Here is a 16,628-nt window from a genome sequence, read left to right as displayed (position 1 = left end):
TTCCTGTCGTTGCTGAATCTGGCTCTGTCTGAACCGCCCTGTCTGTCGTTGTTAAATCTGACTCTGTTACCGTTGTTATTCATCTTGCCGCCGTTTCTGTCCTCCCTGGCAAATCTTACATGATTGCCAGAACCCTGTCTGGCTGCTGAATTGTCATCCCTTGAAGGATTCTGCTTCTGCGCGTCCGCCTTTGGCGCTGCAGCAGGCTTTGCTGTCTCAGGCTTTGGCTGCTCTGTCTTAGGCGCTGCCTTTGGAGCCTCCTGCTTTGGTGCTGCAGGCTTTGGGGTCTCAGCCTTTGGAGCCTCGGCCTTTGGCGCAGTCTTTGCTCCAAACTTAGCTTTAATTATTCCAACCATCGAATCGTCCAGATTGGACATATGACTCTTGATCTCTATTCCCTTTGCGCCAAGTGTATCTATGATATCTTTATTTGAAATGTTTAACTGTTTTGATAATTCGTGTACTCTGATTTTAGCCAAATGTTACACCTCCATGTTTTCATTTACATTCATGTACTTTATGATCTGATTCCCGAATCCCTCGTCAAGTATCGCAATGGATGTTCTCATCTCATTGCCACTGTACTTGCCAAGCTCATCCTTTGTCCCGTACTCATAATAAGGAATCCCATAATAATTACATTTCTGGTCGAAAAGTTTCTTCGTATTGTCAGAAGCGTCCTTCGCCACAATGACCACGTACGCGCTCTGATTCTTAACTGCTTTCTCTACTGAGAAATTGCCACTGCACAGCCTTCTGGCTCTGGCACACAGAGAAATTAACGAGTAGATCTTGTTATTCTTCAATGTCACGCAGCTCCTTGTCTAATTGTTCATACACCTCAGCAGGTATGCTGACCTTGAAAGCCTTCTCAAGTGCTTTGCTTCCAACCGCCTTCTTAAGGCACTCGGATCTCTTGCATATATAAGCGCCTCTTCCGTTGAGCTTGCCGGTTGCATCAACTGCGAACTGCCCGTCATTGCTTCGGACTATCCTTATCAGCTCACTCTTCGGCATCATCTCACGGCATCCAAGGCATTGCCTCAGAGGTACCTTCTTTGCCATCTCATCACTCCCTATTCTCTATCATGTGCCACTACATCAATGCAAATGATTACTCTTCGTCGTTTGTGTCTACTGTTTCATCTATGTCAAATGAAGCAGCATCGGCATCTTTATCTTCGCTTACTTCATCATAATATTCATCTTCGTTATAAGGATCAAAGTTCTCATCCTCTGGCTGCTCATCAAAGTAACCCATCTCCTCGGCCTTTGAATGGCTCTTAATATCGATCTTGTATCCTGTCAGCTTGGCTGCAAGGCGGGCATTCTGACCCTTCTTACCGATTGCAAGTGAAAGCTGTGTATCAGGTACTACGACAAATGCTGTCTTCTCATCAAGATCAACTGATACGTCCTCAACATCTGAAGGACTGAGCGCATTGTAAATAAACTCAGCAGGGTTCTCACTCCAAGGAATGATGTCGATCTTTTCACCGTTCAGATCTGCAACGACAGCATTTACTCTGTCACCATTGATTCCTACGCATGCTCCAACTGCATCGACGTTCTCATCGTTTGACCATACTGCGATCTTAGATCTTGATCCTGCCTCTCTGCAGAAGCTCTTGATCTCAACTGTTCCGTCTGCGATCTCTGTTACTTCCTTCTCAAAAAGTCTCTTGACGAGCTCTGGATGAGTTCTTGATACAGTGATCCTTGGTCCTCTGTTTGTCTTCTTGACCTCTGTGATATAAAGCTTTATTCTGTCGCCTCTCTCGTAGCTCTCTCCCTCGATCATCTCTGACGGCTTTAAGAGTGCCTCTGTCTTGTCATCAAGGCTCACATTCACGCTGTCTCCAACCTGTCTCTGAACGATTCCTGTTACGATATCCTTCTCCTTCATATGGAAGTGATCGTATATAGCTGCTCTCTCGTTCTCGTTGATCGCCTGAACGATGACATTTCTCGCACGCTGGGCTGCGATTCTTCCAAAGTTCTTAGTTGTGATCTCTATATTTACTGTATCACCTATCTCGTACTTGCTGCTTATCATCTTGGCCTGCTCCAGTGTTATCTGGCATGCAGGATTCTCAACTTCCTCAACAACCTCTTTGGCTGCATATACATGGCACTCACCAGTCTCTCTGTCCAGTGAAACTGTAATGTTCTCGTCTGTATTGAAATCCTTCTTGCAGGCTGTCTTGAGTGATCTCTCTATAGCCTCAAGCAGAACATCCTTGCTAATGTTTCTCTCCTTCTCAAGCTGATTCAATGCTTCAATGATCTCTGACACCTTTTTATCCTCCTAATATATAAATGCTAATCGTATCATGGAAATATCTTTTCTCGTTATCGTTATCTCTGTCTCATCCTCAAGCTCAATGGTAACTGTATTCTCATCATATGCCTTGAGCACACCCTCGAATTCCTTTGCACCATTCACCTTGGCAAATGTCTTGATCTCCACGACCTTACCTATGCTTCTCTTGAAATCCTTCTCTTTCTTCAGTGGTCTCGTAAGCCCCGGTGAGCTGACCTCCAGTATATAGGCATCTCCTATATAATCATCCTGGTCAAGCAGGTCTCCAAGTGCTCTGTTCACTATCTCGCAATCACCGATCGTGATGCCACCTTCCTTGTCCGCATACACTCTGAGGTAATAATCACTGCCTTCCTTGACGTACTCCACATCAACAAGCTCCAGATTGTTCGCCTCAATGATCGGCATCACAAGTGCCTCCGTCTTTGCTTCAATATCCGCTCTCTTCGTAAATACGACCACCTTTCTGTAAAATATTATCCCCACAACAATTGAGAGTGGGCCAAGGCCCACTCTCATGCTGTAATCTATAACAATCTTACTTATTGTATCATAATTATCAAATAATTCAAGTACAAATATTAACAAATATTTATGCGTTTCTTCTGGCTGCGTCCTCACGGTAATATTTGTCAAGCACCTTGTTCGCCTTCTTGTCGTCAAGAACGCATTTGTTGGACAGTGCAACCTTGACGAGTTCATCCAGTGCTTCCTCCCTAAGTGCCGTGCTCTTGATGTTGACATTTGCAAGCTCTGTGTACGCTCCCATCTTTCTTGTGAGCGCCTCATACTCCTCTGGAAGCATCCTGTCTATCATATTCCTGATCTGCTTGGATACCGCCTGGCTGTTGCCGCCTGTTGTGACTCCCACCACAAGATCTCCGCGGACGATAACGCCTGGAAACAGGAAGCTGCTGAGCTCCTTGTTATCAGCCACATTTACCATGATGCCCCTGTCATTACAATATGTACCTATCTTGGCATTGATCTCCGGGCGCCTGGTTGCCGCCACAACAATGTCTGCATTCTGCAGTATGTCAAGTGCCACGTTGCTCTCATGTACATTTATTCCCTTTATCGCTTTTATATCATCGCACACCTTTGGCGCAATGACCGCTATCTTCGCTCCGAAATACAGCAGCGAATTGATCTTTCTAAGTGCTGCCTTACCTCCACCTACAACTATTACTTTCTTGCCCTCAAGATCGATGTACATTGGAAAGTATGCCATATCTTATCTCCTCCGAATATTCTATAAATCTAGTCATATACTTACTGTGAAAGCTGCTTAAAAAACTTTCACAGCAAATTATAAATGAGGAATTAAGAAATGGCAATTACAAATAACGTTGGCTCACTAAAAATTCAGATAACGAACAACAATTTCTTTCCCGTCGAGGGTGCTTCCGTATACATAAGCCCTACGGGAATGCCCGATTCCACCTCAGAGGAATTTATCACCGATGAAAATGGTATCGTCATCGACGAAGAGCTTCCCGCCCCCGATGTCGCCTACAGTCTGGAGCCTGGCGAAAACCAGCCATACTCGGAATACAACGTGCTTGTGAACGCTCCCGGATACAACGAGCGCTTCATCTCCGGGGTTCAGATATTCTCCGGTGAGAACGGGATCCAGAACATAGAGCTGACACCATCCGATGGAAGCGATACGAACCCTACCGTTCTCGACGCCCACACCCTCTGGGAGCAGTATCCACCCAAGATCGCCGAGGACATGATAAAGCCGGTGAATCCATCAGGCGGCATAGTGTTGAGCCGCGTCGTTGTACCTGAGACCATAGTTGTCCATGACGGCGCCCCGGCGGACTCCACCGCCAGGGACTACTATGTTCCATATAAGGATTACATAAAGAATGTTGCCTGCAACGAGATATATTCCACCTGGCCTGATGCAGCCATCCGTGCAAATGTACTTGCGATACAGTCATTTACCCTTAATAGGGTCTATACCGAGTGGTACAGGGGAAAAGGATACGACTTTACTATCACGAGCAATACCGCGTTCGACCAGAAGTGGGTCTACAATGCAACCATATTTGAAAATGTCTCCCAGATCGTCGATGAGATGTTCGCCAACTATCTCTCAAAGCCCAACGTTACACAGCCACTGTTCACCCAATACTGCGACGGCAGACGTGTATCCTGTCCGGGCTGGATGACACAGTGGGGGTCAAAATCCCTGGCAGACGACGGTCTTACCGCCATCCAGATTCTCAGATACTATTACGGGGATACAATATACATCAACACCTCGGAGACTATATCCGGTATACCTTCTTCTTATCCGGGCTACGAGCTGACCATCGGCTCAAGCGGTGACAAGGTCTCCCAGCTCCAGAGACAGCTCGCCAGGATCGCACTCAACTATCCTGCCATCGGTACCGTAACCGTCGACGGCGTATATGGTCAGAACACCGCTGATGCTGTGAGAAAGTTCCAGCAGATATTCAATCTTCCGGTTACCGGAGTCACCGACTATAAAACGTGGTATAAAATTTCACAGATATATGTGGGAGTTACGAAGATTGCGGAGAATGTGTAGCACCGCTTCACACACTATGGCATGAAAACACAAAAAAGCTGAAATCTTAATGATTTCAGCTTTTAGCAGTTCGTAGGGGAATCGAACCCCTGTTTTCGCCGTGAGAGGGCGACGTCTTAGCCGCTTGACCAACGAACCATAGGTCTTGTATCCTGCCGCTTCGCTTGCGACCTGTTTAATATAACAGAAACGAAAGCAGAATGCAAGCACTTTTTTTATAAAATTGCAAACTTTTTTCAGATTATTGACTTAATTTGTTCCGCCAGCCTACATAAAGTCAAACAGCGAAAGCTGATTTGTCTCCGGCATTCCGTCCAGGATGCCCAGCTCACTCATCTTCTCGATGGTTCCCTTGCCGATCTTTGCACGCTCATTGATCTCCTCCTTAGAGAGGAACGGCCCCTTCTGGGCGGCATCGTAGAGCTGCTGTGCAGCCTTCTCTCCCATTCCTTCTATGGATGCGAAGGATGGCATGATCTTGCCGTCTATTATCTGGAACCTGTCAGCCTTTGCCTTGTATATATCTATTGGAACAAAGTCGTAGCCTCTTGCGTACATCTCGAGAACTATCTTCAGATCCTTGAGCTTGCCCTCGTCCTTGGCTGATCTCTTGTTCTTGTCCACCTTGCTTATCTCATTGATATGGAAGAGAACTCTCTCCTTGCCAAAGCACATCATCTCATAGCTGAAGTCATCAGCTCTGATACTGAAGAATGCTGTATAGTATTCAAGCGGATAATTGACCTTGAACCAGGCAATTCTCCACGCCATCATGACATAGGCCGCCGCATGGGCCTTCGGGAACATGTACTTGATCTTCTGACATGACCATACGTACCAGTCCGGTACTCCGTGGGCAGCCATCTCCGCCTTCCAGTCATCCCATTTGTCACATTTGCCCTTGGCAACTATTCCCTTACGAACCTTCTCCATGATGTTGAAGGCAAGTCCGGCATCAAGTCCCATGTGTATCAGATAAACCATAATATCGTCACGACAACAAATGGCTGTCGATATGGTACACTTGCCCGACTTGATGAGCTCCTGCGCGTTGCCCAGCCATACATCGGTTCCATGCGCCAGACCCGCTATTCGCACAAGATCTGAGAAACATGTCGGCTTGGCATCTATAAGCATCTGCATAGCAAAGTCTGTTCCGAACTCCGGCACCCCCAGGCTTCCAAGAGGTATCCCATTGATATCCTCCGGTGTGATCCCCAGCGACTTTGTGCTGTGAAACAATTCCATGACATCCTTGTCGTCAAGTCTTATCTTCGTGGCATCAAGTCCCGTCAGATCCTCCAGACGCCTGATCATGGTCGGATCATCGTGTCCAAGAATATCGAGCTTCAGCAGGTTATGATCGATTGAATGGTACTCAAAATGTGACGTTATGATATCCGATGTCACATCATTTGCCGGGTGCTGTATAGGTGTAAATGAATATATCTCCTCGTGTCTCGGGAGAACTATCATACCACCCGGATGCTGACCCGTAGTTCTTCTGACACCAGTACATCCAAGAGCCAGACGCTCCATCTCACACCTTCTCTTTGTAACTGTTGCATTCTCCTCAGCGTACTTCTTCGCGGATTTCTCATCCATTCCGGATGCCTTGGCCTCCGCCATAAGCTCCTCTTTGGAGTGATCCTTGAAATAATTGTACACATATCCAAATGCTGTCTTTTCCGCAACACCACCTACGGTTCCCGCCTTGAATGCCTTGCCCTTGCCGAAGAGTACCTCGGTGTATGCATGTGCCTTCGACTGATACTCACCCGAGAAGTTCAGATCGATATCAGGCTCCTTGTCTCCGTTGAATCCAAGGAATGTCTCGAATGGTATATCGTGTCCTTCCTTTATAAGCGGTGTTCCACAATTCGGACAGTCTCTGTCCGGCATATCACATCCGCTCATTCCCGAATACGACTTTACAAGCTCTGAATCAAAATCCACAAAGTGGCATTTCGGACAGATATAGTGAGCCGACAGCGGATTTACCTCCGTGATACCGGCCATTGTTGCGACAAATGAAGATCCAACCGAACCTCGGGAACCAACCAGATATCCGTGGTCATTGGAATCCCACACAAGCTTCTGTGCGATGATGTACATAACCGCAAATCCATTTGAAATGATGGAGTGCAGCTCCCTGTCAAGTCTCTCCTGAACCTGAGGTGGCAGGTCTGGGCCATATATCTCATGTGCCTTGGTATAACATATATCCGTAAGTGTCTGATCCGAATTCTCGATGATAGGAGGCGCCTTGTCCGGTCTGACCGGCTCTATCCTCTCTATCATGTCCGCTATCATATTCGTGTTTGTGATGACGACTTCCTTGGCCTTGTCACTTCCAAGATACTGGAACTCTGCCAGCATCTCCTCCGTGGTACGGAAATACAGCGGTGGCTGCATATCAGCGTCGTCAAAGCCCTTGCTCTTCATGATGATCGCCCTGTATATATAATCCTCAGGATCAAGGAAATGCACATCACAGGTTGCGACCACTGGCTTGTTGAACATCTCTCCGAGCTCCACAATCCTCTTGTTGTATCCGATCAGATCGTCCATGGTCTTTGGATTCCTTGTATCCCTCGTCATGAATTCATTGTTGCCAAGCGGCTGTATCTCAAGGTAGTCAAACCAGTTGACCAGTCTCACTATCTCCTCATCCGACGCATCATCAACTATGGCACAGAACAGCTCTCCCGCCTCACAGGCAGAGCCTATTATCAGACCCTCTCTGTATTTGTTGATGAGACTCATCGGCATACGCGGCCTTCGCGCAAAATATGTCAGATGTGACTCAGATATGAGCCTGTACAGATTGACTCTTCCTATCTCGTTCTTTGCCAGGATGATTCCGTGATATGTCTTATCCTTCTTGATCGCATCAGGTGAGGTGCTTCCAAGGACATTTAGATCATCCATGGTCTTAACATCTCTCTCCTTCAGCATGTCGAGCAGCTTGAAGAATACTTTCGCCGTGGCCTCCGCATCGTCTATGGCTCTGTGGTGATGCGCATTCACGACTTTGAGTTCCTTACACACTCTGTCCAGAGTGAATTTTCCAAGCTCCGGCAGCAGTATATGGCTGAGCGTCATGGTATCCAGAACCGTGTTGTCGAACTTAAGTCCAAGCTCCTCCGCATTCATTCTCACAAATCCCGTATCAAATGACGCATTGTGGGCAACCACGATATCGTCACCGCAGAACTCCACAAATCTCGGAACGATCACATCGAACATCGGCGCATCCTTTACCATATCATCATTTATGGATGTGAGCTGTTCTATCTGGTATGGGATAGGCACACCCGGATTTATAAACTCCGAGAATGTATCTACGACCTCTCCGTCCTTCACCTTGACCGCACCGATCTCTATGATCTTGTTGTGCTTCTTGGAAAGTCCCGTTGTCTCTATATCAAATACCACGTATTCCGAATCAAGGCTCTGATTCCTTGAGTTCTTAACCAGATCCTTCAGGTCATCGACAAAGTAACCCTCGACACCATATATGATCTTGAAATCTTTTCTGAGTCCCTTTGTATGGTTTGCTATAGGGAAAGCCTGAACAACACCGTGATCCGTGATCGCTATGGCAGGGTGTCCCCAGTCGCTGGCACGCTTCACGATGGTCTCTATATCGACCACGCTGTCCATCTCGCTCATCTTGGTATGCATGTGAAGCTCGACACGCTTCTCAGGATATGTATCCATACGAGGTACACGAAAGTCCTGAATGTGCTTCATACCGAGCACTCGGCATATCATAACCTCCTTGGCATACGAGTCGAACTCGGCAAGGCCCTTCATCCTATAGAACTTACCCTTCTGTATCTCCTCGCGGTAGACCTCCATATCCTCAGGACTGCAGAACATCTTGAAGCCTATGGTGTCTGTGAAATCTGTTATATATCCCGTCAGTATGATCTTGCCATTTCGGAGCTCTCTCTCCTCAGTGCTCATGATCTGTCCGTGGATGACGACCTCTCCGATACCATCGTTGATGCTGGATATCTCAAGCAGCTTGCCCTCCACATCTCTTCCTATGAACACCTCTGGATCATCTGAATATCTTCGCCTTCTTCCGAACTTCTCCTTTTCACCGCCATTTTTCTGGCCTGAATCGCCGCCGGAGGATGCAGGAGCAGCCTTCTTCTCATCAGGCTTGTGTCCCTCGCTCTTCTTATCTTCCTTCTTCGACACTCCGAGCTTATCCTTGTCCACGGCCTTTCCATCCACGATGATGTCGCCATGATCCCTGAGGTTGTTCAATATGGCATCTATCTTCTGCTGCTCAACAAGTGCACTGGCTCTCCTCAGCTTCTCCTTGTCCGCCTCACTGTACTCAAATGCAACATTGACATTCAGGTCAAATCTCTCCTGGAACATCTCCTCCATATACGCCTTTATTTTCTCAGCGTGTATATGCGCTATCTTACTGTCCTCTATAGCTATGGTTATCGCGTCTCCGTCACAGTACAGTTCTCCTATCGATCTGGATATAAGCCTGTAGCCCACATTGCTGAATGATCTTATATCGTAGAGTATGCTGTCCTGATATGCTTTGACTATTGCTTCGAGATTGTACTGTGTAGAAAGTGTATAGTGTTCCCGTATCTGGACCGTATACCTTTTATTGCCAAATACAAACTTACGGATACACTCCTCCGCCTTTTCTATATTCGGTCTGCTTATTATATGTCTCGATCTTATGTCAACCTGCAGGATATTTTTACTGTCATATATCGTGACTTTTGTCACATACACCTCGGTGAACAGACCTGCAAGCTCCTTAGTCATCTCCACTCCGGGGAACACCGTCATGAAGAGCTCCGCCTGCTCATTTCCGGCATCTGAAACCGCCGTTGCAGAGCCATCACTGACCACGTCTTCGTCCTCGGCATCTTCCTCCATATCATCTGCGATATGCCAGTCCGAGTCGTGAACATCCGCCTGGGTGTACGATGCGCTCTCCTGCTGCATATCAGCATACATCTGGCTCTCATACATCTCCTGTTCAGCCATTTGGGCTTCATAATCCATCTGAGTCTGCATCTCATCGGCATACATCTGATCTATATTCTCTTGTTCCCAAATACGATCTTCGTTGTTCAATCCTATTCACTCCAATTATCTAACTCGCGCTTCAGCGCCGGTATAAATTCATCCTCACTGAGTTTGCCTACTATCTCACCCTTTTTGATGAGCAGTCCGCAGCCCTTGCCTCCTGCAATACCAAGGTCTGCCTCCTTGGCCTCTCCCGGGCCGTTCACCACACACCCCATAACTGCGACTTTAATATTGAGATTGTCATAGTCTGACACAAGCTTTTCAACCTTGTTTGCAAGTCCGATAAGGTCAATCTCAGTACGTCCACAGGTCGGACATGACACAAGCTCTACTCCGCCCTTTCTGAGTCCAAGAGCCTTGAGAATAAGCTTTGCCGACAGGATCTCATCCACCGGATCTCCTGTCAGGGACACTCTTATCGTATCGCCTATTCCCTCATGGAGTATGATTCCAAGTCCCACCGATGATTTGATATTTCCTCTTGTGACGGTTCCTGACTCCGTGATTCCCACATGCAGAGGGTAATCTGTCTTGTCCGCGATGAGCTCATGGGCTCTCACGCACATCATAACATCAGACGACTTGATGCTTATGACTATGTTGTGATAGTCAAGCTCCTCGATCATGCGCACCTTGTCAAGAGCGCTCTCAACTATTCCCTCTGCGGTCACTCCGCCGTACTTCTCCACGAGATTCTTCTCCAGAGAACCACTGTTTACACCGACCCTTATAGGAATATTTCTCTTTCTGGCAGCCTCGACTACCTTTGCCAGCTTCTCCTGTCCTCCGATATTTCCCGGATTTATCCTGATCTTGTCCACACCATTTTCTATGGCCTTTATGGCAAGCCTGTAGTCAAAATGTATGTCGCCCACAAGCGGAATGTGGATCTGTTTCTTTATAGCCGGGATTGCATCTGCTGCAGCCTCATCGTTTATCGTACATCTGATTATGTCACATCCGGCCTTCTCAAGCTGGAGTATCTGTGCAACCGTAGCCTCCACATCGCTCGTCTTTGTGTTGGTCATGGACTGTATAAGTATCGGATTGCCTCCGCCTATAACCCTGTCACCTATATGGATCTCTCTTGTCTTCATATATACTCACAGCGCCAGTACATAAGCACTAGCGCCTTTCCTCCTTCTTTAATTGCCTTTAACTGAAAAATACATTCTTTATATCATTGAACAATATTACGACCATGAGGATCATGACCAGCACAAATCCCACAAATGTGACTATGTTTTCCTTGTCCTTCGGAACCTTCCGCCTGGTTATAAGCTCGATCAGCAGAAACAGGAAACGTCCTCCGTCAAGTCCCGGTATCGGAAGCATATTCATGATTCCAAGGTTGGCCGAGAGAAGCACTATATAGTTCATCCAGTTGAGGAGAACCGTAAGGACATCGACCTTTGCAGCCTCATTGAACGTATCGTTCATGGACTTTGCCACACCCACAGGGCCGGACACCTCATCTGAGCTGACCTGTCTGGTGACTATGAGCTTAAGGCTCAGGAACGTGGCCTTGACCCAGTATCTGACCTCATAGGCAGAATACTTCATCAGCTCGCCAAAATTCTGTGGCAAGACATAACCGCAGCTTACGATTCCCACCTTATAACCTGCACTTGTCTCCACCGGATATACAGTCGTATCGTACACCGTGCCATCCTTCTTCTGCATCTTGAGGTCTATAGGAGAACCGTCCCCGTATATCTCAAGATATATCTGAAGTTCCCTGAAGTTCTTGATCTTGCTTCCGCCGATCTCAAGGACGGTATCTCCATCCTCTATCCCGGCCTGCTCCGCAGGATAAACTCCATTGAACTCCTTGACAACATCCGCATACTCGCTTTCCTTCGCCATCTCGCTGTCGTACACCCTGCCGATAGTCGCAGGATCTGTACCACAGAAGTGGATTATGACCGCTGAAAAGATAAATGCTATAACTATGTTCATGAACGGACCGGCAAGAACCTCCGCCATACGCACCCATATGGACTTCTTCTCAAATGCGTTCTCGTCATCCTCATGACCTTCCTCGCCTTCGCTTAGCAACATACAATAACCGCCCAGAGGTATGAGTCTCAGTGAATACTGTGTATCCTTCTTGGTAAACGAGAAGAGCTTTGGGCCAAGTCCCATGGAAAACTCAATTACCGATATATGATTGATCTTTGCGACAATAAAATGTCCAAGCTCATGGAAAAATATTATCACACCAAATACTAGAATTATGAGAATTATGTTCAATCTACCACCTGCTTTCTACAAAATCATATACCCAGCGCTCAGTGTCAAGTATCTGTGACACGTCAGGGTTTTCTATAACTGTATGACTCGCCATACACTCCTCTATTATCCTGTATATATCGAGGAAGCGTATCTTCCTGTCAAGGAATTTTGCCACTGCGCACTCATTTGCCGCATTGAATACAGTCGGCATTGAACCGCCATCTGCTATGGCAGAATACGCATACTTTAAGCCCTTAAATGTATCCATGTCCGGCTTCTCAAGAAGAATCGAGTTCATAGTCCAGAAGTCCAGTCTGTCACCGTCCATGTATCTTCTCTCCGGATAACACAAAGCGTACTGTATCGGAAGCTTCATGTCAGGAGTTCCAAGCTGTGCTATAACTGCGCCGTCCCTGTACTCAACCATCGAGTGGATTATGCTCTGTGGCTGGACTACCACCTGGATATTCTCCGGCTTCACATCAAAGAGCCACTTTGCCTCTATAACCTCAAGTCCCTTGTTGACCATGGTTGCTGAATCTATTGTTATCTTTCTTCCCATACTCCAGTTTGGATGCTTGAGCGCATCCTCCACCTGAACATTCTCAAGAAATGCGGTATCCTTTCCCCTGAAAGGCCCACCTGACGCTGTGAGCAGTATCTTCTCCACATCACCGTGCACATTTCCCTGAAGGGACTGGAATATAGCGGAATGTTCGCTGTCAACAGGCAGTATCGCTACATTCTTCTCCGCCGCCAGCGGCATGATGATATGTCCCGCTGTCACCAGAGTCTCTTTATTGGCAAGTGCTATGTCCTTTCCCGCATTTATGGCTGCTATAGTCGGTCTTATTCCGATCATGCCAACTATTGCCGTGACAAGGATGTCTGATGACGAAAGCTCTGCTATCTCTATCAATCCGTCCATGCCCGCAACAACTCTTATGTCAGTGTCCGCAAGGCTCTCTCTGAGTCTCGCAGCATTCTCTTCGCTCCATATTCCCACAACCTCGGGCGAAAACTCCCTCGCCTGTTTTTCCAGGAGCTCTATATTACTTCCGGCGGCAAGCGCCACTATATTCAGATCTTCCTGAACCCTAACTATCTCAAGGGTCTGTGTTCCAATTGAACCTGTAGAGCCAATTATCGCTACATTCTTCATGTTATCCTCCCGTATCCGACTTTCCCGGATCATCTATCCGAATATAATAGGCAGTATCCAGTGAACCCACTGGGCACTGCCCATCATATATCCTACAGCAGATATACAAGCAGATAATAAATTATCGGTGCTGTAAATATTATGCTGTCAAATCTGTCCAATATTCCTCCGTGACCCGGAATCAGCTTTCCGTAGTCCTTGATGTCGTTATTTCTCTTTATCGCAGATGCTGCCAGATCTCCAATAACCGCCGGAAGTGCACCGACAGCGCCGACAACTGCAAAAAGTAATGGCGCATAGTTCATGGTGTCTACATACTTATCAAACAGTATGCCAAACACCGCTCCGAATACACCTGCTCCAACGATACCGCCGATAAGACCCTCTATGCTCTTCTTAGGGCTGAGCACAGGTGCCATCTTGTGCTTTCCGAGGGCTCTTCCCACGAAGTAAGCACATGTATCATTTATCCATGAGCTGACAAATATCAGCAGGACAAGTACCAGTCCATGCTCCATGTTTCTTATGAGATATACAAATGACAGCATGACACTTACATAGAAGAAATCCATAAATGCCGCCATGATCTGTTTATCGCTGTATGTTGGGAATGTCAGCACATACACAGCAAGCATAACCAATAAATATACGACCATCATAGGAACAATAATGTCCATACGATTCAGGTATATGGCTATATAATACAGAACTGTCGCCAGGTAACACACGATTCCCGGAGTCTTCTTGTTCACTCCGTATACTCTGAGCAGCTCCATATTGCCCACAAGGGATACCAGAGCCATAAGGCCGCATGTTACTATCCCTCCAAAATATAATGTGATGGCCAGTATCACTACCAGAACCGCACCACTTATCACTCTCTGTTTCATTAACTAATATCCTCCGGATAACTATTTTGCATCTCCGAATCTTCTCTCTCTCTTATTGTAGTACCTCACGGCTTCTATCAGAGAATCCATGTCAAAATCAGGCCACAGTGTGTCTGTGAAATAAAACTCAGAATATGCAAGCTGCCATGGGAGGAAGTTGGATGTTCTCTCCTCACCGCTTGTCCTTATTAGCAGATCAGGATCAGGCACACCCTTTGTGTCGAGATATTCCGCAAACAGGCTCTCGTCAATGTCATCCGCACTGATCTTTCCCGCATCGGCATCCTTCATGATCTTCTTCACCGCCCTGACAATCTCATCACGTCCACCGTAGTTTATCGCTATATGGAACTGAAGTCCTGTATTCCCCGCAGTCTCCCTCTCCAGATCATCCATCTTCTGAACTATATCCTCCGGGAGGCCCTCTCGCTTACCTATGAGATTAACCTTCATGTTGGAGTTGTTAGATCTCTCTATACTGTCAACCAGGTACTTTCTGAAAAGATTCATGATACCTGTGACTTCCTCAACAGACCTCTTCCAGTTCTCCGTGGAAAAAGCATACACTGTAAGATACTTTATTCCAAGCTTATCGCAATTTTCACATATAGCCTCTAGAGCCTTCGCACCCTCTGCGTGTCCATAGTTTCTGGGAAGAAATCTCTTCTTTGCCCATCTGCCATTTCCATCCATGATCACAGCCACGTGCTCCGGCACATTAAGTAATTCTCCGTTAATCTCTCTCTTCATATTCTCTCCACATTCCATTTGAGGGATACATCATATCCATGATTATTATACTGTCATGATCTCCTTGGATTTTGACTCAACAGCCTTGTCGATCTGACCAACGTACTTATCTGTGAGCTTCTGGATCTTGTCCTCGTTGTCCTTGAGCTCGTCCTCGCTTATGTCTCCGTTCTTCTCCATCTTCTTGATGGCATCGTTGGCATCACGTCTGATGTTTCTTATAGCGACCTTTGCGCCCTCACCCTTCTTCTTGATATCCTTGACGAGCTCTTTTCTTCTGTCCTCTGTGAGCTCTGGGAAGTTAAGGATGATGTTTCTTCCATCGTTGTTAGGTGTGATTCCAAGATCAGAATTCATGATAGCCTTCTCTATCTCCTTGACAAGTGATGGCTCCCATGGTGCGATGACCAGTGTTCTGGCCTCTGGAACAGTTATATTTGCAAGCTGCTGCATAGGTGTTGGAACTCCATAATACTCAACCTTGATCTTGTTGAGGATGTTAGGGTTCGCTCTTCCTGCTCTGATTGTAGCATACTCAGCCTCAAGATTCTCAACTGACTTCTGCATCTTCTCTTCGTACTGTGTTAACATGATTCATTCCTCCTGGATTATATATTTTTCTTATTATTTTCCCTTTTATTCCGCATTCACATATGTTCCGGTGAAACCGCCTGTAACGGCTTTCACTATGCTGTTCTCATCATTCAGGCCAAACAGCATCATAGGCATCTTGTTCTCCATGGCAAGAACTGCTGAGGCAAGATCTATTACTCCGAGCTTGTTGTCTACTATATCGCTCATCTTCATGCTGTCATACTTCTTAGCGTTCGGATTGGTCTTAGGATCACTGTCATATACTCCATCGATGGCCTTACCTGAAAGAATGACATCTGCCTGAACCTCTATTGCCATAAGCACTGTCGCCATATCTGTTGAGAAATATGGATGGCCGATTCCACCTGCAAAAAATACGACATCTCCCTGCTCCATATATGCGATTGCCTTGTCCTTGTCAAAAAGCTCAGTCATATTACCACATACAAATGGTGTCATGATGTGTGTCTTTATTCCGCAGCTTCTGAAGCTGTCCGCTGTGTAGATACAGTTCATGACAGTTGCCAGCATTCCTATGGAATCCGCCTTAACTCTGTCCATGTTGTCTGAGGTTCTTCCTCTCCAGAAGTTTCCTCCTCCTATTACTACACATACCTGTATTCCCTTGTCTACTATCTGCTTTACCTGATTGGACACATCTCTGACTGTCTCCTCGTCAAAACCATGTTTCTTATCACCGGCAAGAGCTTCACCGCTCATCTTGAGCAGAATTCTGTCCATCTTCATATCGCGATCCATCCTTTGTGTTCATATTTTATTATTCATATTATATATCGTCATATCCTGGCATGATAACCCATGCAGACATCTGCCTGACGACCTGATTCATTATAGCACATACCCTTTACATTTCAAAGTAAAAAAGAAAGGCACATATCACTGTGTACACGTGCATATGATATGTGCCTTGCTGTTATGCTTATTTCTGTTATATGTCACCCGACATCCTGCTTTCAGATCCCAGATATCATCAATAGCCATCAGAATAATCTGACTCCGTCGATACAATGG

The 16,628-nt window shown here is 46.5% G+C and carries 15 protein-coding genes and 1 tRNA gene; 1 reads left to right on the top strand and 15 read right to left on the bottom strand.

What is annotated here, in order from left to right; all coding sequences use genetic code 11:
* The 6 genes from CCU_RS11845 to CCU_RS11820 all read right to left on the bottom strand — a co-directional run.
* Positions 1–479 (bottom strand): translation initiation factor IF-2 N-terminal domain-containing protein (locus CCU_RS11845; RefSeq protein WP_208896211.1); only part of this gene is annotated, 479 nt, incomplete at its 3' end.
* Between the two features lie 3 nt (positions 480–482).
* On the bottom strand, positions 483–812 hold the full coding sequence (locus tag CCU_RS11840) for a L7Ae/L30e/S12e/Gadd45 family ribosomal protein (protein ID WP_082418050.1): 330 nt from the start codon (positions 810–812) through the stop codon (positions 483–485).
* Positions 796–1,065 carry an RNase P modulator RnpM gene (rnpM, locus tag CCU_RS11835; protein WP_015534837.1) on the bottom strand — a complete coding sequence of 90 codons (270 nt, stop codon included), beginning with the start codon at positions 1,063–1,065 and terminating at the stop codon, positions 796–798. Before rnpM ends, CCU_RS11840 begins: the two co-directional genes overlap by 17 nt.
* A 49-nt stretch (positions 1,066–1,114) precedes the next feature.
* Positions 1,115–2,296 (bottom strand): transcription termination factor NusA, encoded by a 1,182-nt coding sequence (nusA, locus tag CCU_RS11830; RefSeq protein WP_055144675.1) that lies wholly within the window; start codon positions 2,294–2,296, stop codon positions 1,115–1,117.
* Between the two features lie 12 nt (positions 2,297–2,308).
* The gene (gene rimP / locus CCU_RS11825) at positions 2,309–2,731 is read right to left on the bottom strand and encodes a ribosome maturation factor RimP (RefSeq protein ID WP_055144996.1); all 423 of its coding nucleotides are present in this window, start codon (positions 2,729–2,731) and stop codon (positions 2,309–2,311) included.
* A gap of 184 nt (positions 2,732–2,915) precedes the next feature.
* The gene (locus CCU_RS11820) at positions 2,916–3,554 is read right to left on the bottom strand and encodes a precorrin-2 dehydrogenase/sirohydrochlorin ferrochelatase family protein (RefSeq protein ID WP_015534836.1); all 639 of its coding nucleotides are present in this window, start codon (positions 3,552–3,554) and stop codon (positions 2,916–2,918) included.
* A gap of 99 nt (positions 3,555–3,653) precedes the next feature.
* Here CCU_RS11820 and CCU_RS11815 point away from each other — a divergent pair, with 99 nt between their 5' ends.
* Positions 3,654–4,886, top strand: coding sequence for a peptidoglycan-binding domain-containing protein (locus CCU_RS11815; RefSeq protein ID WP_015534835.1), 1,233 nt, complete (start codon positions 3,654–3,656; stop codon positions 4,884–4,886).
* 66 nt (positions 4,887–4,952) lie between these two features.
* Here the strand turns inward: CCU_RS11815 and CCU_RS11810 are convergent.
* The 9 genes from CCU_RS11810 to pyrH all read right to left on the bottom strand — a co-directional run bounded on the left by CCU_RS11810 (position 4,953) and on the right by pyrH (position 16,337).
* Positions 4,953–5,024: transfer RNA gene (locus tag CCU_RS11810), tRNA-Glu, on the bottom strand.
* A 129-nt stretch (positions 5,025–5,153) separates the two neighbouring features.
* On the bottom strand, positions 5,154–9,965 hold the full coding sequence (locus CCU_RS11805; RefSeq protein WP_015534834.1) for a PolC-type DNA polymerase III: 4,812 nt from the start codon (positions 9,963–9,965) through the stop codon (positions 5,154–5,156).
* Positions 9,966–10,012: 47 nt separating this feature from the next.
* On the bottom strand, positions 10,013–11,062 hold the full coding sequence (gene ispG, locus CCU_RS11800) for a flavodoxin-dependent (E)-4-hydroxy-3-methylbut-2-enyl-diphosphate synthase (protein ID WP_015534833.1): 1,050 nt from the start codon (positions 11,060–11,062) through the stop codon (positions 10,013–10,015).
* 58 nt (positions 11,063–11,120) lie between these two features.
* On the bottom strand, positions 11,121–12,218 hold the full coding sequence (locus CCU_RS11795; protein WP_055144682.1) for a M50 family metallopeptidase: 1,098 nt from the start codon (positions 12,216–12,218) through the stop codon (positions 11,121–11,123).
* A 1-nt stretch (position 12,219) separates the two neighbouring features.
* Complete coding sequence (gene dxr / locus CCU_RS11790; protein ID WP_015534832.1) at positions 12,220–13,362, bottom strand: 1-deoxy-D-xylulose-5-phosphate reductoisomerase; 1,143 nt, start codon at positions 13,360–13,362, stop codon at positions 12,220–12,222.
* A gap of 92 nt (positions 13,363–13,454) precedes the next feature.
* Positions 13,455–14,252 carry a phosphatidate cytidylyltransferase gene (locus CCU_RS11785; protein ID WP_015534831.1) on the bottom strand — a complete coding sequence of 266 codons (798 nt, stop codon included), beginning with the start codon at positions 14,250–14,252 and terminating at the stop codon, positions 13,455–13,457.
* A 21-nt stretch (positions 14,253–14,273) separates the two neighbouring features.
* The gene (locus CCU_RS11780; protein ID WP_022216775.1) at positions 14,274–15,002 is read right to left on the bottom strand and encodes an isoprenyl transferase; all 729 of its coding nucleotides are present in this window, start codon (positions 15,000–15,002) and stop codon (positions 14,274–14,276) included.
* Positions 15,003–15,047: 45 nt separating this feature from the next.
* The gene (gene frr, locus CCU_RS11775; RefSeq protein WP_015534829.1) at positions 15,048–15,593 is read right to left on the bottom strand and encodes a ribosome recycling factor; all 546 of its coding nucleotides are present in this window, start codon (positions 15,591–15,593) and stop codon (positions 15,048–15,050) included.
* Between the two features lie 45 nt (positions 15,594–15,638).
* Complete coding sequence (gene pyrH / locus CCU_RS11770; protein WP_055145001.1) at positions 15,639–16,337, bottom strand: UMP kinase; 699 nt, start codon at positions 16,335–16,337, stop codon at positions 15,639–15,641.
* Positions 16,338–16,628: the final 291 nt, after the last annotated feature.

The sequence above is a fragment of the Coprococcus sp. ART55/1 genome (assembly GCF_000210595.1).
In the GTDB taxonomy this organism is placed as follows: Bacteria; Bacillota; Clostridia; order Lachnospirales; family Lachnospiraceae; genus Coprococcus; species Coprococcus aceti.
The sequence above is the reverse complement of the archived record's forward strand: the minus strand, read 5'-3'. Positions and strand labels throughout refer to the sequence as shown.